Here is a 25,761-nt window from a genome sequence, read left to right on the forward strand (position 1 = left end):
TCAGGTACTAGGGCCGAGGTTTTCGGTTTGTAGCATACTCGGCAACCGCTGTAAAGAGAACATCTGTAGAAGAGTTCAGGGCTGTTTCGCAGGAGTCTTGAACAACTCCGATCACAAAACCGACTCCGACAACCTGCATAGCCAAGTCGTTGGAAATCCCAAAGAGGCTACAAGCGACAGGAATGAGGAGAAGCGATCCCCCAGCAATTCCAGATGCCCCGCAGGCAGAAATGGCAGCTACTACACTGAGCACAAATGCTGTCCCAAAGTCTACCGAGATTCCGAGTGTATTGACAGCAGCCAGGGTCAGGACATTTATGGTAACGGCAGCGCCAGCCATATTGATGGTCGACCCAAGCGGGATGGAAACAGAGTAGGTGTCAGGATTCAGTCCCAGGTCTTGGCAAAGTTTCATATTGACCGGGATATTGGCAGCAGAGCTACGAGTGAAAAAGGCTGTAATACCACTGACACGTAGACATTTCAAAACAAGGGGATAGGGATTTTTCCTCATAAAAAGAAAGGCGATGAGTGGGTTGACGATGAGAGCAACAAAAGCCATGGTAGCAATCAAAAGTCCTAGGAGGACACCATAGTTTGCCAGACTGGCGATGCCCTTGTCTGAGATGGTCTTGAACACCAAGCCTAAAATTCCAAAGGGAGCTAGGTTGATAATCCATTCCACGATTTTAGAGGTGACATCCGCCATGGTTTTCAGTAATTCTTTACTGTGTTTACTTGCCTCTCTCATAGCCAGACCAAAGACGACTGCCCAAGAGAGAATCCCGATATAGTTGGCTTCAACAATGGCATTCAAGGGATTGTCCACCAGTTTGAGCAAGAGGTTGCTGAGAACTTGACCGATACCGTCAGGAGCAGCAACTTCTGTATTTGCACTGGTCAGAGTGATTTGTACAGGCAGTAAGAAACTAGCTAGAACGGCTACCAATGCAGCAGCAAAGGTTCCGAGCAAGTATAGGAAAATAACAGTCTTCATATTGGTATTTTGTCCCTTTTGATGTTGGGAAAGGGCATTAGCAACAAGGGCAAAAACCAAAATAGGAGCGATGGCTTTCAGTCCACCTACAAAGAGGTCTCCAAGCAGAACAATTCCTGTAAGGTTTGGAAAGAGCATCCCTAATGTCGCTCCCAAAATCATTCCAATAAGGATTCGTTTGATGAGGCTGGCCTTGGTCCAGGCTCTAATGATTCGTTTCATAGCAGTCTCCTTCAAAATGTATTGTTTATAATTATAGTATAAATATGCTATAGAGGCAAGTGATATTTTGAAAATAGGAACAATAATTGAATAATTATGAAAGAAAAGAGAAGGACGATTTTATGGTATAATAGGAAAAAGGAGTTTTATATGCAAGATTTTTTTCAACGCTATTTTGATAAACTTGATTTAACAACCATATTAGAGAATCTCTTGACCAAGGTGATTTCTCTTTTGATTTTGTTTTTACTATTTTATATAGCTAAAAAGATGCTTCACGCTACTGTCCGAAAGATTGTCAAGCCCTCACTTAAATTTTCAAATCGAGATGCAGGAAGACAAAAGACCATTTCGCGTTTGCTGGAGAATGTCTTTAACTACATTCTTTATTTCTTTTTAATCTACTGCATCCTGTCTATTTTGGGCTTGCCAGTTTCCAGCCTCCTTGCTGGGGCAGGGATTGCTGGGGTAGCCATTGGTATGGGGGCGCAAGGCTTTCTATCCGATGTCATTAATGGCTTCTTCATCCTTTTTGAACGCCAGCTTGATGTGGGTGATGAAGTGGTCCTCACAAATGGACCGATTACCGTCTCTGGAAAGGTCGTTAGCGTAGGAATCCGTACAACACAACTGCGAGGTGATGATCAAGCTCTTCACTTTGTTCCTAACCGCAATATTACCGTTGTTAGTAATTTATCCCGTACTGAATAGTCCGACTATTTTAGCAGATTTGTGGTACAATAGAAGGAGTTTGGTAAAGGAGAGAGTATGCTATTTGTAGAGAAAAAATTAGGTCACGATCGTACTTGGATAGACCTTGATGTGGACAAGATTAAAAATATGGAAGATCTTTCTGACATCTATGGATTGGACAAGGAAACCATCGAGTATGCTCTGGATAGAAATGAACGAGCCCACATGGATTATAACCGTGAAACGGAGACGGTAACCTTCATTTATAATGTTCTTGATTTAGAAAAAGACAAAGAATATTATGAAGCGATTCCGATGACCTTTATCGTTGAAAAACAACGGCTGATTACCATCAGCAATCACAAGAATACTTATGTGATTAAACGCATGGCAACCTACCTTGAAAGCCATGAAATTATTTCAATCTACAAATTTCTTTTTGCCAGTTTAGAGATTATTAGCAATGCTTACTATCCAGTGATTGAAGAGATGGATAAAAGTAAGGATGAAATCAGTGCACTTCTTCGTCAAAAAACAACTAAAAAAAATCTTTTCGCCCTCTCTGACTTGGAAACTGGTATGGTTTACCTGACAGCAGCTGCTAAACAAAATCGTCTCCTCTTGGAACACATTCAAGGGCATGCTCTTTATCGTAATCTTAATGAGGTAGAAAGAGAGCAGTTTGACGATGCTATGATTGAAGCCCATCAGTTGGTTTCAATGACAGACTTAATATCTCAAGTCTTGCAACAACTCTCAGCCTCTTACAACAACATCCTAAATAATAATCTGAATGATAATTTGACAACTTTGACAATTATCTCAGTCTTGCTAGCTATCCTTGCGGTTATTACAGGATTTTTCGGAATGAATGTTCCCTTACCGTTTACAGATGAACCAAATGCTTGGATTTATATTTTGATAGCTAGTCTCATTTTATGGGCAGTCTTAGCTCAATGTTTAAAGAAAATTGCTAGAAATTAAAAAGAAAAGGAGCCAGAATGGCGATTGAAAACTACATGCCAGATTTTTCTGTGGAAGCAGTCTATGGTCTGACAGTCCCAAGCCTGCAGGCGCAGGGAATCAAGGCTGTTTTGGTCGACTTGGACAATACCCTCATTGCTTGGAACAACCCTGATGGGACACCAGAGATGAAGCAATGGCTACATGATCTCCGTGACGCAGGTATCCGCATCATCGTAGTCTCAAATAACACCAAAAAACGGGTTCAACGCGCAGTTGAGAAATTTGGGATTGATTATGTTTATTGGGCCTTGAAGCCTTTCACATTTGGGATTGACCGTGCTATGAAGGAATTTCACTACGAGAAAAATGAAGTGGTCATGGTCGGCGACCAACTCATGACGGATATTCGCGCAGCCCACCGTGCAGGCATTCGCTCGATCTTGGTCAAACCCTTGGTCCAACACGACTCCATTAAAACGCAGATTAATCGGGCTCGTGAGCGCCGTGTCATGCGAAAAATCACTGAAAAGTATGGACCGATTACATATAAAAAAGGAATTTAACTATGGAAGAAATTCTCTGTATTGGTTGTGGAGCAACCATTCAGACGACAGACAAGGCTGGTCTTGGTTTCACCCCCCAGTCAGCACTTGAAAAAGGCTTGGATACTGGAGAAGTCTATTGCCAACGTTGTTTCCGTCTCCGCCACTACAATGAAATCACAGATGTCCAGTTGACGGACGATGATTTCCTCAAACTCTTGCACGAGGTGGGAGACAGTGATGCTTTGGTAGTCAATGTCATTGACATCTTTGACTTCAATGGATCAGTTATCCCAGGCTTGCCACGTTTTGTGTCAGGCAATGATGTCCTCTTGGTTGGAAATAAAAAAGATATCCTGCCTAAGTCCGTAAAGGCTGGCAAGATTAGCCAGTGGCTCATGGAACGTGCCCACGAAGAAGGACTTCGTCCAGTGGATGTCGTCCTAACTTCGGCACAAAACAAGCATGCCATTAAGGAAGTCATTGACAAGATTGAACACTACCGTAAGGGCCGTGATGTCTATGTGGTCGGTGTAACCAACGTTGGAAAATCAACTCTAATCAATGCTATTATCCAAGAAATTACGGGTGACCAGAATGTCATCACGACTTCGCGCTTCCCAGGGACAACCTTGGACAAGATTGAGATTCCACTTGATGACGGATCTTATATCTACGATACGCCAGGGATCATTCATCGTCACCAGATGGCCCACTACTTGACGGCTAAAAACCTCAAGTATGTCAGCCCTAAAAAGGAAATCAAGCCAAAAACCTATCAACTCAATCCTGAACAAACCCTGTTTTTAGGTGGTTTGGGACGCTTTGACTTTATTGCAGGAGAAAAGCAAGGTTTTACTGCTTTCTTTGACAATGAACTCAAACTCCACCGTACCAAGCTAGAAGGCGCTAGTGCTTTTTACGACAAGCACCTCGGAACCCTTCTCACACCACCAAATAGCAAGGAAAAAGAAGATTTTCCAAAACTAGTCCAGCATGTCTTTACCATTAAGGACAAGACAGACCTGGTCATCTCAGGACTAGGCTGGATCCGCGTAACAGGCACTGCCAAAGTCGCCGTCTGGGCACCAGAAGGCGTCGCCGTCGTCACACGAAAAGCCATTATTTAAACACAGAAAGGAAAGAGTTATATATAAAGGCGAGCATTGCGAGCCCATAACGAATACTTTTCGCCGTGGTGTCAGTTGGTACAAGGAATTGTACCAACAACGGAAAATCTGAGACCTTAGGCTCAGATTTTAGTCATGAAAGTCCGAAGGACTTTGCTGACGTCCGTCACCACTTCAGAAAAGTATAAAAAGAAACTCTTTTAAAGAAATTATGTCATTAACATCAAAACAACGTGCCTTCCTCAACAGCCAGGCACACACCCTCAAACCCATCATCCAAATCGGAAAAAATGGTCTCAACGACCAAATCAAGACCAGCGTCCGTCAAGCTCTTGACGCGCGTGAATTGATCAAGGTTACTCTCTTACAAAACACAGATGAGAACATCCACGAAGTAGCTGAAATTTTGGAAGAAGAAATTGGTGTGGATACTGTCCAAAAAATCGGACGCATCTTGATTTTATATAAACAATCCAGCAAGAAAGAAAATCGCAAGATTTCCAAGAAAGTCAAAGAAATCTAAGACTGAAACTCCAAGAAACTGTTTTTACAGAGAATTAAAGGAAGACGAGCCTATGGCAATCGAATTATTGACTCCCTTTACCAAGGTAGAGTTGGAGCCAGAAATCAAGGAGAAAAAACGCAAACAAGTCGGGATTTTAGGGGGGAATTTTAACCCTGTTCACAATGCCCATCTTGTTGTGGCGGACCAAGTACGACAACAGTTAGGACTGGACCAGGTCTTGCTTATGCCCGAATACCAACCACCTCATGTAGATAAAAAGGAAACCATTCCTGAGCATCATCGTCTTAAGATGCTTGAGTTGGCGATTGAGGGGATTGAAGGCCTCGCCATTGAAACCATTGAGCTAGAGCGTAAGGGCATTTCCTACACCTACGACACCATGAAGATTTTGACAGAGCAACATCCAGATACGGATTATTACTTCATTATCGGGGCTGATATGGTGGACTATCTGCCTAAATGGTACCGAATTGATGAGCTGGTCGACATGGTTCAGTTTGTTGGAGTTCAGCGCCCACGCTACAAGGCAGGGACTTCCTATCCAGTTATATGGGTGGATGTGCCTCTCATGGACATCTCGTCTAGCATGGTGCGTGACTTCATTGCCCAAGGTCGGAAACCTAACTTTCTCCTACCTCAGCCAGTGCTAGACTACATCGAGAAGGAGGGGCTTTACTGATGGCATACCAAGACTATATCAACTGTTCCCGAGAGGCTTTGTTGGAAAGAATGGCAGAGCTTCTGCCTGAAAAACGTTTAACCCATTGTTTGGGTGTAGAGCGTGCAGCCATAGAGCTAGCTGAGAGATTTGGATTCGATGCCGAGAAAGCAGGACTAGCAGGTCTTCTCCATGACTATGCTAAAAAGTTGTCAGATCAGGAATTCCTAGACTTGATTGACCGTTATCAGCTAGACCCTGACCTCAAAAACTGGGGTAATAATGTCTGGCATGGGATGGTTGGCATCTACAAGATTCAGGAAGATTTGGATTTGCATGATCCAGAAATCCTGCGAGCTATTGAAATCCATACAGTCGGTGCTGGTCAGATGACAGACCTAGATAAAGTCATCTACGTCGCAGATTATATCGAGCACAATCGTGCCTTTCCAGGAGTGGATGTGGCGCGTGAAATTGCGGAGCTATCGCTCAATAAGGCAGTGGCCTACGAAACAGCTCGTACCGTGGAGCATTTAGCTCATCAGGGATTCCCCATCTATCCCCAAACCCTTGAAACCTATAACGCCTTTGTGCACTATTTGAAAGAGGACTAAATGAACGAAAAAGAATTACTAGAACTAGTCGTGAAAGCGGCTGATGAGAAACGTGCGGAGGATATCCTCGCACTTGACGTACAAGATTTGACCAGCGTGACGGACTACTTTGTCATTACAAGCTCGATGAATAGCCGTCAGTTGGACGCTATCGCAGATAATATCCGTGAAAAAGTAGCGGAAGCAGGCTTTAAAGGCAGTCATGTTGAAGGTGATGCAGCTGGAGGCTGGGTTTTACTAGACCTCGGCGGTGTTGTTGTGCATATATTCTCAGAAGAAATGCGTGCCCACTATAACCTAGAAAAACTATGGCATGAGGCAGAGTCAGTAGATTTATCTGAAGCTTTGGCGTAGAAGATGACTTGAACTTCGGATGGAAATTACTTTGAAATTCGACAATGTATTGAGATTATTCTTATTTTGAGTAAGAAGTGAGAGATTGCCGAGACTTTCCGTTGTGATAAAAGTTCTTGAAATATTAATGTTTCAAGAACTCGGGAGTTTTGAGATCTTAGGCTCAAAACTAAGTCTTGGAACTTCGAAGAAGGTCGCAGACGTCCGAAATCACCTAAGGAAAGTCTTAAAAAGACTTTGTCTTTAATCGAACTCAGTTGCAGTCAACTGGGTTTTATTTGCTTATTTTAGAAAAAATGGATAGAAAGGTAAAGGGCGTCGTGTTTTGTTCATCTCGAAACTGAACACGAGCTAAAAGCTGCGAGAAAAAGATAAACTTCCTTTGTATCTGACGATACAGCAGAAAGTTTCCTATTTTCTCCTTGCTTTTAACGCTCTTTGTATCTTAATTATGGCTACTTATGAAACCTTTGCGGCGGTCTATGATGCGGTCATGGATGATAGTTTATACGATAAATGGACGGATTTTTCGCTACGTCATTTGCCTAAGACCAAGGAGAGAAAGAAGCTTTTGGAATTGGCTTGTGGAACAGGTATCCAGTCTGTTCGCTTTTCTCAGGCTGGCTTTGATGTGACAGGACTTGACTTGAGCGCGGATATGCTGAAGATTGCTGAGAAGAGAGCGACTTCAGCCAAGCAAAAGATTGACTTTATTGAAGGCAATATGCTGGATTTGTCCAAGGCAGGGAAATATGATTTTGTCACTTGTTATTCGGACTCGATCTGTTACATGCAGGATGAGGTCGAGGTAGGAGACGTCTTTAAGGAAGTGTATAATGCCCTCAATGAAGACGGAGTATTCATCTTTGACGTACATTCGACCTACCAGACAGATGAAGTTTTTCCAGGCTATTCCTACCATGAAAATGCGGAAGATTTTGCCATGCTTTGGGACACATATGAGGACGAAGCCCCTCACTCCATCGTGCATGAGTTGACTTTCTTTATCAAGGAGGCTGACGGTTCCTTTAGTCGCCACGATGAAGTGCATGAGGAGCGAACATACGAAGTCTTGACCTATGATATTTTGTTGGAACAGGCTGGTTTCAAGTCCTTCAAACTCTTTGCGGACTTTGAGGACAAGGAACCAACAGAAACCACTACCCGTTGGTTTTTTGTGGCGCAGAAGTAGGAGAACATCATGACCATCACAGGTATTATCGCGGAGTTCAATCCTTTTCATAATGGCCACAAATACCTGCTTGAGCAGACGAAGGGGTTGAAAATTGTGGCCATGTCTGGAAATTTCATGCAACGAGGAGAGCCGGCTATCGTGGACAAGTGGACACGGGCTCAAATGGCACTGGAGAATGGAGCAGACCTGGTAGTGGAATTGCCCTTTTTAGTCAGTGTTCAGGCAGCAGATTTTTTTGGTCAAGGAGCTGTAGATATCTTGGTTCGCTTGGGTATTGATACTCTAGCTTTTGGGACAGAGGAAGTTTTGGATTATCAGAAAATTGCTGACTTATACACAGAGTGCGGTCGAGAGATGGAGAATTTTGTGGAAAATCTGCCTGATTCACTCTCCTACCCCCAGAAAACCCAAGCCATGTGGCAGGAATTTGCAGATCTAGATTTTTCAGGCAATACGCCCAATCATGTCCTTGCTCTGGCCTATGCCAAGGCGGTTGCAGGACGCAACATCAAGCTTCAGCCGATTCAGCGTCAGGGAGCGGGTTACCATTCTGTGGATAAGGATGTGGACTTTGCCTCGGCAACAGCTCTCCGTCAGCATCAATCAGACCAAGATTTCTTAGAACGCTTTATGCCTTCCGTTGCCCTCTTTGAGCAGGCCCGTAAGGTGAGTTGGGACGACTATTTTCCCTTGCTCTGCTATCAAATTTTGTCAAATCCAGACCTGACGACCATCTATCAGGTCAATCAAGAAATGGCTGTGCGCATCAAGGAAGCTATCAAAACAGCCCAGTCTGTTGACGAATTGGTCGAGGCAGTTGCGACCAAGCGTTATACCAAGGCGCGTGTCAGACGCCTCTTGACTTATATTTTGGTGCAGGCCAGAGAAAGCGACTTGCCAGAAGTCATCCATGTCCTTGGCTTTACTGAAAAAGGCAGACAACATCTCAAGTCACTGAAAGAGCAGGTCCATCTAGTCAGCCGAATTGGCAAAGAACCTTGGGATACCATGACCCAAAAGGCAGACCAGATCTACCAACTAGGACAGCCAAGTATCGCAGAGCAGAATTTCGGCAGAGTGCCTATCATAATAGAAACAAACTAAGTCTACTAAAAGGTAGGCTTTTTTAGAAGATTTTCGAATAAATAGATAGAAAAGAAAAATCTTGTACAAGTTCCTGACAATTTCTTTCTTTTTGTGTATAATAGTGGAAAAGAGGTAAAACGAGGTATGGTTATGGAAGCAGTTCTTTATTCAACATTCCGAAATCATTTAAAGGACTACATGAAGAAGGTAAACGATGAATTTGAGCCTTTGACGGTGGTCAATAAAAACCCAGATGAGGATATTGTAGTCCTTTCAAAGAGCGAGTGGGACAGTATTCAGGAAACCTTGAGAATCGCTCAAAATAAGGAACTTTCTGACAAGATCTTGCGAGGAATGGCTCAAGTCCGAGCTGGAAGTACTCAGGTACATGTGATTGAGGAGTGAGGAATGCTGCTCAAATTTACAGAAGATGCCTGGGCGGATTATTGCTATTGGCAAAACCAAGATAAGAAAACATTAAAAAGAATCAATAAATTAATCAAGGATATTCAACGCGATCCTTTTGTAGGAATGGGGAAACCAGAACCGCTCAAGTATGATTATCAAGGAGCTTGGTCGCGGCGCATTGATGCAGAAAATCGCTTGATTTATATGATAGATGGAGATAGCGTGGCTTTCTTGTCCTTCAAAGATCATTACTAAGTCTACTGAAAGGTAGGTTTTTTTATTTTAGAAATTTTAGATAGTCAATTGAAGATAAAGTTTTTGGAAAATGACAGACTTCCTAAGTTAAGAAATCAGTAAAAAATTATTAGTATAATAACTAGATTCTTGTCCCTTGAATCCGCTTTATAGCTCTTATTTTGTGGTATAATCATGATAATATAGATTAAAAGGGGTATATATGAAAAATATAATGACGAGGATTCTTAATTTTTTTCTGAATTTCAAACCATTGAAATATTTATTGAAAAGACCATCATGGAGTAGTAATGTTAGAATTGTTGAGTGGTACAAAATATTTATAGCCAGTATATGGGTACTGTATCTTGCACTTGAGATTGAACAATTTAAACGCTTTGCTTTACCTATCTATAAATTTGTATCTAATTATAATTTTTTAAAAGATATTATTTCAATTTTGTATGTGAATCGTGTAATAATATTGTTAGCACTGACTATACCACCAATACTATTCTGGTTTTTAGACATAATTTTTAAAATAGATAGTTATGGAAAACTGGATCCAGAGTTATTTCCAGAATATGACTTGGAGGGCTATCCTTATCAAGCCCATCTGGTGGAGTTTTTAAATAGTTCAGATTCTATCCATAATGTTTTCTGGTTGGATGGTTCTTGGGGGAGTGGGAAAACATTTTTTATAAAGACGTTTTTTGAAAATCAAATTTACAAAAAGAAAGAAATCTACTATATTTCCTGCTTTGGGATAAAAACAAGAGAGCAAGCCGAGAAAATATTGATCAATGAAATAGAAAAACAATCCATACTCGGAAATTTGGACTTTATTCCACTTGTTGGAGGAGTTTTTAAATGGTTCTTTAAAACAGTTGGAACGGATTTGATGAAGCGAGATTCTATCATTATTTTTGATGATTTTGAGCGTGTTTCATATGCAGAAACATCAGATAACCCTTCAGATTATAATGATTTATTGGGTTATATTGACTATCTTTCTGAGAATAAAAGATTTAAAATTATTGTCATTTTAAATAGTGAGGAAATTAAGTCAACAAAGGAAAAACTCATTAATCATAAATTTAAGCTGAATCATAATCGAATGGTATCTACAGAAGAAGTCATTGATAACATTTTGAAAAAGAGCAAGTTGAAAGATGATATTTTTGGGAAGATTTTAGCGATAATTTATAAAAATTATTATGCAGATATAGATGAGAGAGTTGCACAGAATAAAAACGAAGATTCAAAAGTAAAAAAACCAAGTTTAAGAGAGTTCCAGAAATCAATTGAAGAACTTTCGAATATAATTGAGAGTGATTATAGAGCGAATAAACCTCCACCATATTCTAGTGGAAAGATATCAAATTATATTGTTGATTGCATGAATGAACGCATAGGAACTGATAGTATTCTAGTATCATTTTTTAAATTTTATATCACTTATGAAGGAAATTATAAAATAGATGAGTGGTACAAGTTCTATGAGTCAGGTGCATATTTTCATTTTGAGATGTTAGAGAAGATTGTAAGTTTAAGTTTTGTGCATGCTTCACTTACTGCAGAGGAAGAAATACATCCGGAAATTATTGATATTTTCGGACTTAAATATTATTTTAAATTGTTATCGTGTCTCTGGGAAGCAAGACTAAGGAATCTGTTTATAATAGACAAAAATGTTTATTTTAAAGAATGTAAATCTTCTAGCTTTGATAAAGAGGAGTGTCTAGTTGAAATTTATTATGATATTTTGAACAATAGAATAAAAGACAATTATCAAATGAATGACTTAGACTTGAATGAATTGGAAGAAATAAAATATCAGAATTTTATCAAATATTGCATGCCTATGGAGTTAAATAAACAAATTAAAATTAATCATATTCCATTAGATGAATTAATACAAGAGAGTTTTGAAATAAATAGATCTTTGTCTGAACTTCAAGCTAAATTTCAATAGTTCATATTCTATTTTGGGTTTGTGGAAATCGTTTTTTTATGATAGAATATTAAGGAATGTATGTCATTCGATAAACAAATTTAATGAGGTAAAAACATGGAAATCATGACACTTGCGATTGCTGTTTTTGCCGTCATCATTGGTTTAGTCATTGGATATGTCAGCATCTCAGCTAAGATGAAATCATCTCAAGAAGCTGCAGAGTTGATGCTTCTAAATGCTGAACAAGAAGCAACTAATTTACGAGGACAAGCTGAGCGCGAAGCGGATTTATTGCTAAATGAAGCCAAGAGCGAAAGCAAGTCTCTTAAAAAAGAAGCACTATTGGAGGCCAAAGAGGAAGCCAGAAAATACCGTGAAGAAGTGGACGCTGAATTTAAGTCAGAACGTCAGGAGCTCAAGCAAATTGAAAGTCGTTTGACGGAGAGAGCTACGAGCCTTGACCGTAAGGACGACAATTTGACGAACAAAGAAAAAACACTTGAACAAAAAGAACAAAGTATTTCTGATAGAGCAAAAAACCTTGATGCACGTGAAGAGCAATTAGAGGAAGTCGAAAGACAAAAAGAAGCTGAACTTGAACGTATCAGTTCCCTTTCCCAAACTGAGGCTCGAGATATTATCTTGGCTCAGACAGAGGAAAACTTGACCAAGGAAATTGCTAGTCGCATTCGTGAGGCAGAGCAAGAAGTGAAGGAACGTTCAGACAAGATTGCGAAAGATATCTTGGTTCAGGCTATGCAGCGTATCGCTGGTGACTATGTAGCAGAGTCAACAAACTCGACAGTTCACCTACCAGACGATACCATGAAGGGACGCATTATCGGACGCGAAGGTCGAAACATTCGTACCTTTGAAAGTTTGACAGGGGTCGACGTGATCATCGATGACACGCCAGAAGTGGTAACCTTGTCAGGATTTGATCCGATTCGTCGTGAAATTGCTCGTATGACTATGGAAATGTTGCTCAAGGATGGCCGTATTCACCCAGCTCGTATCGAGGAGTTGGTGGAGAAAAACCGTCAAGAGATTGACAATAAAATCCGTGAATATGGTGAGGCTGCTGCCTATGAGATTGGTGCGCCAAACCTCCATCCAGACTTGATGAAGATCATGGGACGCTTACAGTTCCGTACTTCATATGGACAAAATGTCTTGCGTCATTCGATTGAGGTTGCTAAGTTATCTGGTATCATCGCGAGTGAACTTGGTGAAAATGCAGCTCTTGCCCGTCGTGCTGGATTCCTTCACGACATCGGGAAAGCTATTGACCGCGAGGTTGAAGGTAGCCACGTTGAGATTGGTACGGAATTGGCTCGTAAGTACAAGGAACACCCAGTTGTGGTGAATACCATTGCTAGCCACCACGGGGATGTCGAAGCCGAAAGCGTCATTGCAGTGATCGTTGCTGCAGCAGATGCCTTGAGTGCAGCGCGTCCAGGTGCTCGTAGTGAATCTCTTGAAAACTATATCAAGCGTCTCCACGATTTGGAAGAAATCGCCAATGGCTTTGAAGGAGTGCAAAATAGCTTTGCTCTTCAAGCAGGACGTGAAATCCGTATCATGGTTAATCCAGGACAAATCAAGGACGACAAAGTCACAATCTTGGCTCACAAAGTTCGTGAGAAAATTGAAAATAATCTCGATTACCCAGGAAATATCAAAGTAACCGTGATCCGCGAACTTCGTGCAGTAGATTATGCTAAATAAATAAGAAAGAGCAGTTGAAAAATTACTGCTTTTTTGTTACACTAGATAGAAAGACTGTAGAAGGATAACTGACGTTCTCATCAGTATCCGAGAGAAATTTTACTTTATTTCACAGACTAACTAAAGGAGATATAATGGCAGACCGAGGCTTGCTAATCGTTTTTTCTGGTCCTTCAGGAGTTGGGAAAGGAACGGTTAGAAGAGAGATTTTTGAGAATTCTGAGAATCAATTTCAATACTCTGTATCGATGACGACACGTGCGCAACGTCCTGGTGAAGTGGACGGAGTGGACTATTTCTTCCGTACTCGTGAAGAGTTTGAAGAGCTGATCCGTCAAGGTCAGATGTTGGAATATGCAGAATATGTCGGTAACTACTATGGAACTCCGCTAACCTATGTCAATGAAACCCTAGACAAGGGAATCGATGTCTTTCTTGAGATTGAAGTCCAAGGAGCCCTTCAGGTTAAGAAAAAGGTTCCAGATGCTGTCTTTATCTTCTTAACACCACCAGATTTGGATGAATTGCAAGATCGTTTGGTAGGTCGTGGAACAGATAGCGCTGAAGTGATTGCCCAACGAATCGAAAAAGCCAAGGAAGAAATTGCCCTCATGCGTGAGTATGATTATGCCATTGTCAACGATCAGGTGCCCCTCGCTGCTGAACGTGTCAAGCGTGTGATCGAAGCAGAACACTTCCGTGTGGACCGTGTCATTGGTCACTACCAGGAGATGTTGCCAAAATCTCCAACTACTCGATAAACTATAGGAAACAGGTACAAGCAAATGATGTTAAAACCCTCTATTGATACCTTGCTAGACAAGGTACCATCAAAATATTCACTCGTAATCTTGGAAGCAAAACGTGCCCACGAACTAGAAGCAGGCGCGCCAGCTACTCAAGAGTTTAAGTCCGAAAAATCAACTCTTCGTGCTTTGGAAGAAATCGAGTCAGGAAACGTTACGATTCACCCAGATCCAGAAGGAAAACGTGAAGCAGTTCGTCTCCGTATCGAAGAAGAAAAACGCCGCAAAGAAGAAGAAGAAAAGAAAATCAAAGAGCAAATTGCTAAAGAAAAAGAAGATGGTGAAAAAATTTAAGGTTGGGGGGACTCAATCTTATTTTTTCTATTGCAAGAATTTACTGACAAGAAGGAGGTGAGAAGATGGTTATAGCAAAGATTATCGTGGATGTTCCCCTGATGCAGACGGACCAGCCATACAGCTACAAGGTCCCTGAGGAATTTGTAGAGATGCTGGAAGTCGGTATGCGGGTCCATGTCCCCTTCGGTAAGGGCAATCGTTTGATCCAAGGGATTGTGCTAGGCTTGGAGTCCCAATCGGATGAAGAAGTGACAGATCAGGACTTGAAAGAGATTGCGGAGGTGCTGGATTTTTCCCCTGTTCTCACTCAAGAGCAACTCTGGCTGGCTGAGGAGTTACGCAAGTCTGTCTTTTCTTACAAAATCTCCATTCTAAAAGCTATGCTGCCGGGATTTTTAAACTCCAGCTATGACAAGATTCTCTATCCTCTGGAAGGTTTGAGGCAGGCAGACCGAGAGCGTCTGTTTGGTTCAGAAGATTCGCTAACCTTTTCTTCTCTAGACCTTGCCAAACAGGCAGAAATGATGCGCTTGACCAGGAAAGGGCTACTCCGCTTAGAATACCAGGCAGTCGATCAAAAGAAGGTCAAGACCCAGTCTTGGTATGAGGTTGATGCTACTCAGCTAGAGAAAATTAAGATTTCTGCGCGTGCTAAGAAAAAGGCAGAGTTGAGAGACTATTTGCTGTCTCATCCTAAGAGTGCTCCTCTGGCTAGTTTGTTAGAGTCCTACTCACGCGAGCAAGTCAATTTTTTTGTGGAGCAAGGAGCTTTAACTCTAGTCCAAAAGGAAGTGCAACGCTCAGCCGCTTATTTCGAGGGTATTGAAGCAAGCACACCTTTGTCTCTGAACCCAGAGCAAAGACAGGCGCGTGATGCCGTTGTCAGTGCTATTGGCAGTCAACAGCCTCCTTTCCTCCTTCAAGGAATTACAGGAAGTGGGAAAACGGAGGTTTACTTGCAGATTATCCAAGGAGCCTTGGATAAGGGTAAGACGGCTATTTTGCTGGTGCCTGAGATTTCTCTGACGCCACAAATGACGGAGCGTTTTATTGCTCGATTTGGTGAGAAAGTAGCCATTCTCCACTCAGGCCTATCCAATGGTGAGAAGTACGACGAATGGCGCAAGGTTGAGCGTGGCGATGCCCAAGTTGTTGTTGGCGCTCGGTCAGCTATCTTTGCTCCTTTGAAAAATCTGGGTATCATGATTATCGATGAAGAGCATGAGGCTAGCTACAAACAAGACAGCAATCCCCGTTATCATGCTAGAGAGGTCGCCATTCTACGGGCCCAGTACAATCGAGCGGCCCTGGTCCTTGGTTCGGCGACACCGAGCTTAGAAAGCCGTGCGAGGGCTGGAAAAGGCGTCTATCAACACTTACGCCTGACCCAACGGGCCAATCCTTTGGCCACTATTCCTGAGGTTCAAGTGATTGACTTTCGGGACTATATCGGGCAGAATGAGACATCAAACTTTACCCCTCCTTTGCTAGAAGCTATCCAAGACCGCTTGGATAAAAAAGAGCAGGTAGTCCTCATGCTCAACCGTCGGGGTTATTCTAGCTTTGTCATGTGTCGGGAGTGTGGGACGGTGGATACTTGCCCCAACTGTGACATTTCTCTGACTCTCCACATGGATACCAAGACCATGAACTGCCATTACTGTGGCTTTTCAAAGGGGATTCCTCATGTCTGTCCAAACTGTCAAAGCCGCAGTATTCGCTACTACGGTACAGGGACTCAGAAAGCATATGATGAACTGGCAGAACTCTTTCCTCAGGCTCGCATTCTACGGATGGATGTGGATACGACCCGTAAGAAAGGCAGTCACCAAGCTCTTCTTGACCAGTTTGGCCGAGGGGAAGCAGATATCTTGCTGGGAACTCAGATGATTGCCAAGGGCTTGGATTTTCCAAATGTGACTTTGGTCGGAGTTCTTAATGCGGACACGGCCCTGAACTTGCCTGATTTCCGTTCTTCAGAGAGAACCTTCCAGCTCTTAACTCAGGTGGCTGGTCGCGCTGGTCGGGCGGAAAAAGCAGGCCAGGTCTTGATCCAGTCTTACAATCCAGAGCACTATGCCATTCGTTTTGCCAAGGATCAGGACTACGAAGGTTTTTATTCTTATGAAATGAGTATCAGGCGCCAACTCGGCTATCCGCCTTATTATTTTACGATTGGGATTACCCTCTCTCACAAGAAAGAAGAAGAGGTTGTCAAACGTGCCTATGAAGTCATGGGGATTTTGCGCTCAGGTTTATCGGAAACTAGTAAAATCCTTGGACCAACGCCAAAACCCATCGCCCGTACCCACAACCTTTATCATTACCAGATTTTGATTAAATACCGTTTAGAAGATGAGCTGGGACAGACTCTCAACCAGGTCTTGGCCTTGACTCAAGAACGGGAAAATAGCGAGCTTCGTCTCAGTATTGACCATGAGCCGCAGCAATTTTTATAAGAAGGAGAAGAAATGACAAAACTAATCTTTATGGGGACACCCGACTTTTCAGCGACAGTTTTGAAGGGTTTGTTATCAGATGATCGTTACGAGATTCTAGCAGTTGTGACCCAGCCAGACCGTGCTGTCGGCCGTAAAAAAGTGATCCAAGAAACCCCAGTCAAGCGGGTTGCTAAAGAAGCAGGTCTTCCTATCTACCAACCAGAAAAATTATCTGGAAGTCCAGATCTGGAAGCGATTATGAATTTAGGAGCGGATGGGATTGTGACCGCTGCTTTTGGGCAGTTTCTCCCAAGCAAACTTCTTGATAGCATGAATTTTGCGGTCAACGTTCACGCATCCCTCCTTCCCAAACACCGTGGTGGCGCTCCTATTCATTATGCCTTGATTCAAGGGGATGAGGAAGCTGGTGTGACTATCATGGAAATGGTTAAAGAAATGGATGCAGGGGATATGATTTCCCGTCGGAGTATCCCAATTACCGACGAAGACAATGTCGGTACCTTATTTGAGAAATTGGCGATTGTTGGTCGTGACTTGCTTTTGGACACCCTTCCTGGCTATATTGCTGGGGAGATCAAACCTGAACCACAAGATTCTAGTCAAGTCACTTTCTCGCCAAATATTAAGCCAGAGGAAGAAAAGCTGGACTGGACCAAGACCAACCGTCAACTCTTCAACCAAATCCGTGGGATGAATCCATGGCCTGTTGCCCATACTTTTCTCAAAGGCGACCGCTTTAAGATCTATGAAGCCCTACCAGTAGAAGGTCAGGGAAATCCAGGTGAGATCCTCTCTATTGGCAAGAAAGAATTGATCGTTGCAGCGGCTGAAGGTGCTCTATCTCTCAAGCAAGTGCAGCCAGCTGGTAAACCTAAGATGGACATTGCTTCCTTCCTCAACGGAGTTGGACGGACATTGACTGTAGGAGAACGATTTGGTGACTAAAGTAGAAACGGCTAGAAGTCTAGTTCTAACAGTGTTAGAGGATGTTTTTGTCAACCAAGCCTACTCAAATATTGCCTTAAACAAACACCTCAAGGGCAGTCAACTCTCAGCAGCAGACAAGGGTTTGGTGACAGAGATTGTTTACGGAACGGTAGCCCGCAAACTCACCTTAGAATGGTATTTGTCCCACTTTATCCAAGACCGAGACAAGCTAGATAACTGGCTCTATATCCTACTCCTTATGAGCGCCTATCAAGTCTGTTATCTGGATAAGGTGCCTGACCATGCTGTAGTCAATGAAGCAGTGGAACTAGCCAAAGCCCGTAAAAAAGGCAGTGAAAAATTGGTCAACGCTGTCCTTCGTCGTATTTTGCGAGAAGGCTGGCCGGATATTGCCAGTATTAAGCGAAAAAATAAGCGTGATTCCATTGCCTATTCTCTCCCAGTTTGGCTAGTATCTAAGCTCAAGGAAGAATACGGCGAAGAGCGAGCCCAAGCTATTTTTGAAAGCCTATTGGTGCGCAACAAAGCCAGCATTCGAGTGACTGACTTGAGCCGAAAAGAGGAAATCAAGGCCGTGTTAAAGGCGAGTGATTCACCTTTGGCCGCTTCTGGTTTGGTCAAGGAGCAGGGACACTTTGCGGGACATGATTTGTTCTCAGAGGGTGCTATTACCATCCAAGATGAGTCCAGTCAACTGGTTGCTCCGACTCTTGATCTACAAGGCCATGAGCAGGTTCTGGATGCCTGTGCCGCTCCGGGGGGGAAAACAGCCCATATTGCCTCTTACCTCACATCTGGAAAGGTGACCGCTTTGGATCTTTATGATCACAAGTTGGACTTGATCCAAGAAAACGCCCAACGTCTAGGTGTGGCGGATCAAGTGCAAACGAAAAAATTGGATGCAAGAAAAGTGCATGAGTTTTTCGGTCGAGACTCTTTTGATAAGATTTTAGTAGATGCCCCTTGTTCTGGAATCGGTCTCTTGCGCCGCAAACCAGATATCAAATACAATAAAGAAACAGCAGATTTCACATCCTTACAAGAAATTCAGTTGGAAATATTAGGTAGTGTTTGTCAAACACTACGTAAAGGTGGTATAATAACGTATAGTACCTGTACTATTGTCTCTGAGGAGAACTTTCAAGTCATTGAGGCATTTTTAGAAAGTCATCCCGAGTTCGAGCAGGTTAAACTAGAACACGAATGCAAAGATATCCTGAAAGATGGCTGCATCCTGATCACTCCTGAATTGTATGGGAGTGATGGATTCTTTATCAGCCAATTTCGCAAGATATCAGAATAGGAAGGAACTGACACAATGGAAATAGCATTATTAACAGATGTTGGTCAGAAACGGACAAATAATCAGGACTATGTCAATCACTTTGTCAACCGAGCAGGACGCACCATGATCATCTTGGCTGACGGGATGGGAGGACACCGTGCAGGAAATATCGCTAGTGAGATGGCGGTCACAGACCTCGGTGTGGATTGGGTGGATACCCAAATTAACTCAGTCAATGAAGTTCGTGAGTGGTTTGCCCACTACCTGGAGATTGAAAATCAAAAAATTCATCAACTAGGTCAGGACGAAGCCTACAGAGGCATGGGGACAACGCTAGAAGCTGTTGCGTTTATTGACAACCAAGCCATCTATGCTCACATTGGAGATTCTCGTATCGGTTTGATTCGTGGAGAAGAATACCACCAGTTGACGAGTGACCATTCCTTGGTTAATGAATTGCTCAAGGCTGGTCAATTGACTCCAGAAGAGGCAGAAACTCACCCTCAAAAGAATATCATCACACAGTCTATTGGACAAAAAGATGAAATCCAGCCTGATTTTGGGATGATTACACTGGAGTTAGGAGATTATCTCTTGCTCAATAGTGATGGTTTGACCAATATGATTTCGGCAAGCGAAATTTATGATATTGTAACCAGTGATATTTCCCTAGCAGACAAGGCGGCAACCCTCATTCGTTTTGCTAACAATGCAGGAGGTTTAGACAACATTACGGTTGCCCTTGTTTACATGAACGAGGAGGCGGCAGAATGATCCAAATCGGCAAGATTTTTGCCGGGCGGTATCGGATTGTCAAGCAGATTGGTCGAGGAGGCATGGCAGATGTTTACTTGGCCAAGGATTTGATCCTAGATGGGGAAGAGGTGGCAGTTAAGGTCCTGAGGACCAACTACCAGACGGACCCGATTGCTGTGGCACGTTTCCAGCGGGAAGCGAGGGCTATGGCGGATCTGGACCATCCTCATATCGTCCGGATAACAGATATCGGTGAGGAAGATGGCCAACAGTACCTAGCTATGGAATACGTAGCAGGACTTGACCTCAAGCGTTATATCAAAGAACACTATCCTCTTTCAAATGAAGAGGCGGTTCGGATTATGGGACAGATTCTTTTGGCTATGCGTTTAGCTCATGCTAGAGGAATTGTTCACCGAGATTTGAAACCTCAAAATATCCTCTTGACACCAGATGGAACTGCTAAAGTTACTGACTTTGGGATTGCAGTGGCCTTTGCAGAGACGAGTCTGACCCAGACCAACTCGATGCTGGGTTCGGTTCATTATTTGTCACCTGAGCAAGCGCGTGGTTCTAAAGCGACTTTCCAGAGTGATATCTATGCAATGGGGATTATCTTCTATGAGATGCTGACGGGACATATCCCTTATGATGGAGATAGCGCGGTTACGATTGCCCTCCAGCATTTCCAGAAGCCACTTCCGTCCGTCATTGCTGAAAACCCATCTGTCCCTCAGGCTTTGGAAAATGTTGTCATCAAGGCAACTGCTAAGAAATTGTCTGATCGCTATCAGTCTGTTTCAGAAATGTATATGGACTTGTCAACTAGCTTGTCTTATAATCGTCGGAATGAACCGAAACTGGTCTTTGACGATGCGAGTAAGGCGGATACGAAGACTTTACCTAAAGTCCCACAAAGTACATTGACCTCGATTCCAAAAGCTCCGGCGCAGGAAGAACGTCCTCAGTCAAAGAAATTAACCCCAGAGCAAGCACCTACGCAAAAGCCAACTAAAAAGCGGAAGTTTAAGGCTCGCTATATGATTCTTTTAGCTAGTCTTCTATTAGTTGCAGCTTCTTTGGTCTGGATTTTATCTAGAACACCAGCAACGATTGCTATTCCTGATGTGGCTGGACAAACTGTTGCAGAGGCAAAAGAAGCTCTTAAAAAATCCAAGTTTGAAGCCGGTGAAGAAAAGTCAGAGGCTAGTGATACAGTAGCAGAAGGACGTGTTATTCGAACGGATCCAGAAGCTGGGAGTAGCCGAAAAGAAGGAACCAAGGTTAATTTGATTGTTTCTTCTGGTAAGCAATCCTTCCAATTGAGCAATTATGTTGGACGCAAGTATACGGATGTCGTAGCTGAACTTAAGGAGAAGAAGGTTCCTGAGAATCTAATCAAGATGGAAGAGGAAGAATCCAGCGAAAGCGAACCTGGAATTATTCTCAGACAAAGTCCTGCGGCAGGTAAGACTTATGATCTTTCAAAAGCTAGCACAATTACTTTAACGGTTGCTAAGAGAGTAACAAGTGTTTCTATGCCAAGTTATATTGGTTCAAGTCTCGAATTTACAAAGAATAATTTGACTCAGATTGTCGGTGTAAAAGAGGCCAATATTGAGGTTGTCGAGGTTTCGACTGCTCCTGAAGGGACAGCAGAAGGTACAGTTGTAGATCAAACACCAAAAGCGGGTGAACAGGTTGACCTTGCTAGCACGCGTATCAAACTTTCCGTCTACAAACCGAAAACACCACCATCAACTTCATCTTCTAGTTCTGCACAACGTGGGAACCAAGGTTCTTCTACAACTCCAAATCAGGGGAACCAACAAGGAAACACTCCTTCAACTAGTCAATCAAATAGTGAAGGAACCCGTGAAAGTTCTCGAGATTAAACGAATCTTTGTCATGATTTCATGACAAAGATTTTTTTTCATTGATTTTTGTGATAAAATATAGGAAGCAGAAAAGGAGGAGAAAATGGACGAATCGAGAGAGTTGAATGCCGTCATTGATGTGATTATGCTAGCTGGAACCATTCTCTTAAAAAGCGGTTCGGAGATTTATCGGGTGGAGGACACCATGATCCGTATCGCTCATTCACAGGGAATAGTGGATTGCAACGTTCTTGCCATGCCAGCAGCTATTTTCTTTTCTATTGAGAATACCAATATTTCTCGTATGAAACGAGTAACTTCTTCCTCCTACAACATCGAAAAAGTCTGCGATGTGAACCAAGTATCACGGGAGCTTGTCGGAGGGCAGATTGATCTCTCTACGGCTTTTGAAAGGCTAAAGGAAATCAGAAATCAAGCTCTTCCTTATACCAAGTTCCAAGTGACTATTGCAGCAACTCTCAGTGCCCCTTTTTTCTCGATTATGTTCGGGGGGAATACCTATGATGCTTTTGGTGCAGCCATTGCGACCTTGCTTGGTTTTGCTTTTTCTCTCTATGTAGAGAAGTTTGTCCGCATTCCTTTTGTAACCGCCTTTGCGGGTGCCTTTGTTTTCGGATTGATTGCCCAGTTCTGGGCCCGCTATACAGGATTTCCTTCGACGGCAGACTTGATCATAGCGGGAGCCGTCATGCCTTTTGTTCCAGGGATTGCTCTGACAAATGCAGTTCGGGATATCATGACCAACCATATCAACTCTGGTATGAGCAAGATGTTTGAATCCTTGCTCATTACCCTCGCTTTAGGGGCCGGCACCTCCGTCGCCCTGGTTTTGATGACATAAGATGACTCTAACAAGTATTTTACTCCAAGCAGTGGCGAGTTTACTCGCCATTATCACCTTTCTAATCGTACTAAATGTTCAGCGTTCCATGCTCCTACCTGGTGGTGTTCTGGGAATGGGTGTCTGGCTCCTCTACCTCGTGCTCAAAGAACCAACCAATGTTATTGTTGCGACCTTTATTGCAGCGGTGGTTGGTTCTTGTATCAGCCAAATTTTAAGTATTGTATATAAGACGCCAGCAGTGGTCTTTGTCTTGGCCATTCTTGCCCCCTTGGTGCCCGGTTATCTATCCTATCGAACGACAGCCTTCTTTGTGACAGGCGATTACAGTCATGCCCTTACCAGTGCAACACTAGTAGTTATGTTGGCTCTGGTCATTTCTATCGGGATGGCAAGTGGAACAGTGATTCTGAAACTTTATTACTATATCCGAAAACAGCGAGGCATATCCTCCTAATGCTGTCAAAGCAAAGACTTGATTTGTTGAATCAAGTCTTTTTTCTCTCATTTGTCCCTATTTGTGATAAAATAGAATAGAACGATTTTTTACAATGAATGAAAAAACAGAGGTAAATATGACAATCGGTATTGATAAGATTGGTTTTGCGACCAGTCAATATGTCTTGAAATTACAAGACCTAGCAGAAGCAAGGGGAGTTGACCCAGAAAAATTTAGCAAGGGACTCTTGTTAAACGAAATTAGCATTGCACCATTGACTGAGGATGTTGTCACCTTAGCTGCCAGTGCAAGCAACTCTATCCTCACAGATAAAGAAAAAGAAGAAATCGATATGGTCATCGTGGCGACCGAGTCAGGAATTGACCAGAGTAAGGCAGCAGCGGTCTTTGTTCACGGTCTATTAGGTATCCAGCCGTTCGCTCGCAGTTTTGAAATCAAAGAAGCTTGTTACGGAGCAACAGCTGCCCTCCATTATGCCAAGTTGCATGTGGAAAATTCTCCAAAGTCCAAGGTCTTGGTCATCGCTAGCGATATTGCCAAGTATGGTGTAACGGCTCCAGGTGAACCAACTCAGGGAGCTGGGAGTGTGGCGATGTTGATTACGCAAAATCCGCGTACCATGGCCTTTAACAATGATAATGTTGCCCAAACGCGTGACATTATGGATTTCTGGCGCCCGAACTATTCAACCACTCCTTATGTAAACGGCTTGTACTCAACTCAGCAATATCTTGACAGTCTTACGACGACTTGGGATGAATACAAGAAACGTTATGATTGGACTATGAATGATTTTGCGGCCATCTGCTTCCACTTACCTTACCCTAAGTTGGCACTAAAAGGCTTATGCAAGATGATGGATAAGACTTTGTCTCAGGAAAAAAAGGATAGTCTGCAAGAAAACTTTGACAAATCCATTCTCTACAGTCAGATGATTGGGAATATCTACACAGGTTCCCTCTTCCTTGGGCTTCTCTCCCTTTTGGAAAATGCAGAAAATTTGAAGGCTGGAGATAAAATTGTCCTCTACAGTTACGGAAGTGGAGCGGTTTCAGAGTTCTTTAGTGGAGAACTGGTAGAAGGTTATGAAACTTACCTTGATAAGGATCGCTTGAGCAAACTCAAGCAACGTACAGCATTGTCTGTTGAAGACTATGAAAAAGTCTTCTTCGAAGAGGTAGAGTTGGATGAATCTGGTTCAGCCCAGTTTGCAGGTTTTGAAAATCAAGACTATGCCTTGGTTGAAATTCTCGACCACCAACGTCGTTATAGCAAGGTTGAAAAATAATGAAGTTAAGTTGGAATGGATTTTCTAAAAAGTCATACCATGAGCGCCTTGAGTTACTGAAAGCTCAGGCGCTCCTTAGTCCTGAAAAGCAAACCAGTCTGGAGCAGGATGAACAAATCAGCTTGGCGGTTGCAGATCAGCTGAGTGAGAATGTAGTGGGAACTTTTTCTCTGCCTTATTCTATCATTCCAGAGCTTTTGGTGAACGGTCAGGATTATACAGTTCCTTATGTGACAGAAGAGCCGTCAGTGGTTGCTGCGGCTAGCTATGCCAGCAAAATCATTAAGCGAGCAGGCGGTTTTACTGCTCAAGTACATGAGCGCCAGATGATTGGTCAGGTAGCCCTTTATCAAGTTGCTGATCCTGAACAAGCGCAAGTGAAGATTGCCAGTAAGAAAGCCGAACTCTTGGAACTTGCCAATCAAGCCTATCCTTCTATCGTTAAACGCGGTGGCGGAGCGCGTGATTTGCATGTAGAGCAGATCAAGGGAGAAACAGACTTTCTCGTCGTCTATCTCCATATCGATACCCAGGAAGCCATGGGAGCCAATATGCTCAACACCATGCTGGAAGCCTTGAAACCAGTCTTAGAAGAACTCAGTCAGGGACAGAGTCTTATGGGAATTTTGTCCAACTACGCGACCGATTCTCTGGTGACTGCAAGCTGTCGTATCGCCTTTCGCTACTTGAGTCCCCAAAGGGACCAAGGACGAGAAATTGCGGAGAAAATAGCTTTGGCTAGCCAGTTTGCACAGGCTGATCCCTACCGAGCAGCGACTCACAATAAAGGGATTTTTAATGGTATTGATGCCATTTTGATTGCCACTGGTAATGACTGGCGTGCCATCGAAGCTGGGGCCCATGCCTTTGCCAGTCGAGATGGACGCTATCAAGGTCTCAGTCAATGGAGTCTAGATAGGGACTCAGAAGAATTGGTCGGTGAGATGACACTACCCATGCCGGTAGCGACCAAGGGTGGCTCTATCGGACTCAACCCTCGTGTAGCCCTCAGTCATGAACTACTAGGAAATCCTTCAGCTAAGGAATTAGCTCAGATTATCGTGTCCATCGGTCTCGCCCAAAACTTTGCGGCCCTCAAAGCCTTGGTAAGTACGGGCATCCAGCAAGGCCACATGAAATTACAAGCCAAATCCCTAGCTCTCCTAGCGGGTGCTAGTGAGTCTGAAGTTACTCCCCTCGTTGAGCGTCTCATCGCAGACAAAACCTTTAACTTAGAGACAGCCAAGCGCTATCTCGAAAACTTAAGATCATAAAAAACTCAGACGAATCAGTCTGAGTTTTCTTGTGCTTATACTCAATGAAAATCAAAAAGCAAACTAGGAAGCTAGCCGTAGGCTGCTCAAAACACTGTTTTGAGGTTGCAGATGGAAGCTGACGTGGTTTGAAGAG

Annotated in this window: 26 protein-coding genes; 25 read left to right on the top strand and 1 reads right to left on the bottom strand. The window is 43.1% G+C overall.

Annotation, left to right across the window (positions count from 1 at the left end):
• Positions 1-7: 7 nt before the first annotated feature.
• On the bottom strand, positions 8-1,219 hold the full coding sequence (gene sstT, locus M1F74_RS00660) for a serine/threonine transporter SstT (protein ID WP_000821330.1): 1,212 nt from the start codon (positions 1,217-1,219) through the stop codon (positions 8-10).
• Positions 1,220-1,369: 150 nt separating this feature from the next.
• Between sstT and M1F74_RS00665 the strand changes: the two genes are divergently transcribed.
• The 25 genes from M1F74_RS00665 to M1F74_RS00785 all read left to right on the top strand — a co-directional run bounded on the left by M1F74_RS00665 (position 1,370) and on the right by M1F74_RS00785 (position 25,625).
• Positions 1,370-1,930, top strand: a complete 561-nt coding sequence (locus M1F74_RS00665; protein WP_001150568.1) for a mechanosensitive ion channel family protein — start codon at positions 1,370-1,372, stop codon at positions 1,928-1,930.
• Positions 1,931-1,987: 57 nt separating this feature from the next.
• A complete protein-coding gene (locus M1F74_RS00670) occupies positions 1,988-2,896 on the top strand; it encodes a magnesium transporter CorA family protein (RefSeq protein ID WP_000899718.1) in 909 nt (302 codons plus the stop codon).
• 17 nt (positions 2,897-2,913) lie between these two features.
• On the top strand, positions 2,914-3,441 hold the full coding sequence (locus M1F74_RS00675) for a YqeG family HAD IIIA-type phosphatase (RefSeq protein ID WP_247946008.1): 528 nt from the start codon (positions 2,914-2,916) through the stop codon (positions 3,439-3,441).
• A gap of 2 nt (positions 3,442-3,443) precedes the next feature.
• Positions 3,444-4,550, top strand: coding sequence for a ribosome biogenesis GTPase YqeH (yqeH, locus tag M1F74_RS00680; RefSeq protein WP_247946009.1), 1,107 nt, complete (start codon positions 3,444-3,446; stop codon positions 4,548-4,550).
• Positions 4,551-4,761: 211 nt separating this feature from the next.
• Complete coding sequence (yhbY, locus tag M1F74_RS00685; RefSeq protein ID WP_000060171.1) at positions 4,762-5,073, top strand: ribosome assembly RNA-binding protein YhbY; 312 nt, start codon at positions 4,762-4,764, stop codon at positions 5,071-5,073.
• A 52-nt stretch (positions 5,074-5,125) separates the two neighbouring features.
• The gene (locus M1F74_RS00690; RefSeq protein WP_000963713.1) at positions 5,126-5,755 is read left to right on the top strand and encodes a nicotinate-nucleotide adenylyltransferase; all 630 of its coding nucleotides are present in this window, start codon (positions 5,126-5,128) and stop codon (positions 5,753-5,755) included.
• Positions 5,755-6,348 (top strand): bis(5'-nucleosyl)-tetraphosphatase (symmetrical) YqeK, encoded by a 594-nt coding sequence (gene yqeK / locus M1F74_RS00695; RefSeq protein ID WP_084939262.1) that lies wholly within the window; start codon positions 5,755-5,757, stop codon positions 6,346-6,348. The genes M1F74_RS00690 and yqeK overlap by 1 nt, the downstream gene beginning before the upstream one ends.
• A complete protein-coding gene (gene rsfS / locus M1F74_RS00700; RefSeq protein ID WP_033583417.1) occupies positions 6,349-6,702 on the top strand; it encodes a ribosome silencing factor in 354 nt (117 codons plus the stop codon).
• Positions 6,703-7,153: 451 nt separating this feature from the next.
• A complete protein-coding gene (locus tag M1F74_RS00705; RefSeq protein ID WP_084937440.1) occupies positions 7,154-7,894 on the top strand; it encodes a class I SAM-dependent DNA methyltransferase in 741 nt (246 codons plus the stop codon).
• Between the two features lie 9 nt (positions 7,895-7,903).
• Positions 7,904-9,001, top strand: a complete 1,098-nt coding sequence (locus M1F74_RS00710; RefSeq protein WP_033583418.1) for a nucleotidyltransferase — start codon at positions 7,904-7,906, stop codon at positions 8,999-9,001.
• A gap of 132 nt (positions 9,002-9,133) precedes the next feature.
• Complete coding sequence (locus M1F74_RS00715) at positions 9,134-9,388, top strand: type II toxin-antitoxin system Phd/YefM family antitoxin (RefSeq protein WP_180958189.1); 255 nt, start codon at positions 9,134-9,136, stop codon at positions 9,386-9,388.
• Between the two features lie 3 nt (positions 9,389-9,391).
• Positions 9,392-9,646, top strand: coding sequence for a Txe/YoeB family addiction module toxin (locus tag M1F74_RS00720; protein WP_000924723.1), 255 nt, complete (start codon positions 9,392-9,394; stop codon positions 9,644-9,646).
• Positions 9,647-9,848: 202 nt separating this feature from the next.
• Positions 9,849-11,600 (top strand): P-loop NTPase fold protein, encoded by a 1,752-nt coding sequence (locus M1F74_RS00725; RefSeq protein WP_247946010.1) that lies wholly within the window; start codon positions 9,849-9,851, stop codon positions 11,598-11,600.
• Positions 11,601-11,696: 96 nt separating this feature from the next.
• The gene (locus M1F74_RS00730) at positions 11,697-13,310 is read left to right on the top strand and encodes a ribonuclease Y (RefSeq protein ID WP_247946011.1); all 1,614 of its coding nucleotides are present in this window, start codon (positions 11,697-11,699) and stop codon (positions 13,308-13,310) included.
• 134 nt (positions 13,311-13,444) lie between these two features.
• Positions 13,445-14,071 carry a guanylate kinase gene (gene gmk / locus M1F74_RS00735; RefSeq protein WP_049521923.1) on the top strand — a complete coding sequence of 209 codons (627 nt, stop codon included), beginning with the start codon at positions 13,445-13,447 and terminating at the stop codon, positions 14,069-14,071.
• A 24-nt stretch (positions 14,072-14,095) separates the two neighbouring features.
• Positions 14,096-14,410, top strand: a complete 315-nt coding sequence (rpoZ, locus tag M1F74_RS00740) for a DNA-directed RNA polymerase subunit omega (RefSeq protein WP_002874282.1) — start codon at positions 14,096-14,098, stop codon at positions 14,408-14,410.
• A gap of 65 nt (positions 14,411-14,475) precedes the next feature.
• Entirely contained in the window at positions 14,476-16,872 is a 2,397-nt protein-coding gene (locus M1F74_RS00745) for a primosomal protein N' (protein ID WP_247946012.1), read from the top strand.
• A gap of 12 nt (positions 16,873-16,884) precedes the next feature.
• Positions 16,885-17,820 carry a methionyl-tRNA formyltransferase gene (gene fmt / locus M1F74_RS00750; protein ID WP_247946013.1) on the top strand — a complete coding sequence of 312 codons (936 nt, stop codon included), beginning with the start codon at positions 16,885-16,887 and terminating at the stop codon, positions 17,818-17,820.
• A complete protein-coding gene (gene rsmB / locus M1F74_RS00755; RefSeq protein ID WP_247946014.1) occupies positions 17,813-19,126 on the top strand; it encodes a 16S rRNA (cytosine(967)-C(5))-methyltransferase RsmB in 1,314 nt (437 codons plus the stop codon). Before fmt ends, rsmB begins: the two co-directional genes overlap by 8 nt.
• 15 nt (positions 19,127-19,141) lie before the next feature.
• Positions 19,142-19,882 carry a Stp1/IreP family PP2C-type Ser/Thr phosphatase gene (locus M1F74_RS00760; protein WP_084875761.1) on the top strand — a complete coding sequence of 247 codons (741 nt, stop codon included), beginning with the start codon at positions 19,142-19,144 and terminating at the stop codon, positions 19,880-19,882.
• Positions 19,879-21,759: a Stk1 family PASTA domain-containing Ser/Thr kinase gene (gene pknB / locus M1F74_RS00765; protein WP_247946015.1), complete on the top strand. Its 1,881-nt coding sequence runs from the start codon at positions 19,879-19,881 to the stop codon at positions 21,757-21,759. Before M1F74_RS00760 ends, pknB begins: the two co-directional genes overlap by 4 nt.
• A gap of 85 nt (positions 21,760-21,844) precedes the next feature.
• Entirely contained in the window at positions 21,845-22,603 is a 759-nt protein-coding gene (locus M1F74_RS00770; protein WP_000344546.1) for a threonine/serine exporter family protein, read from the top strand.
• 1 nt (position 22,604) lies between these two features.
• On the top strand, positions 22,605-23,060 hold the full coding sequence (locus tag M1F74_RS00775; protein WP_000176910.1) for a threonine/serine exporter family protein: 456 nt from the start codon (positions 22,605-22,607) through the stop codon (positions 23,058-23,060).
• 118 nt (positions 23,061-23,178) lie between these two features.
• Entirely contained in the window at positions 23,179-24,351 is a 1,173-nt protein-coding gene (locus tag M1F74_RS00780) for a hydroxymethylglutaryl-CoA synthase (protein ID WP_247946016.1), read from the top strand.
• Positions 24,351-25,625 (top strand): hydroxymethylglutaryl-CoA reductase, degradative, encoded by a 1,275-nt coding sequence (locus M1F74_RS00785; RefSeq protein ID WP_247946017.1) that lies wholly within the window; start codon positions 24,351-24,353, stop codon positions 25,623-25,625. Before M1F74_RS00780 ends, M1F74_RS00785 begins: the two co-directional genes overlap by 1 nt.
• The last annotated feature ends 136 nt before the right edge of the window (positions 25,626-25,761 follow it).

The sequence above is a fragment of the Streptococcus oralis genome (genome assembly GCF_023109315.1).
Taxonomy (GTDB): Bacteria; Bacillota; Bacilli; order Lactobacillales; family Streptococcaceae; genus Streptococcus; species Streptococcus oralis_BS.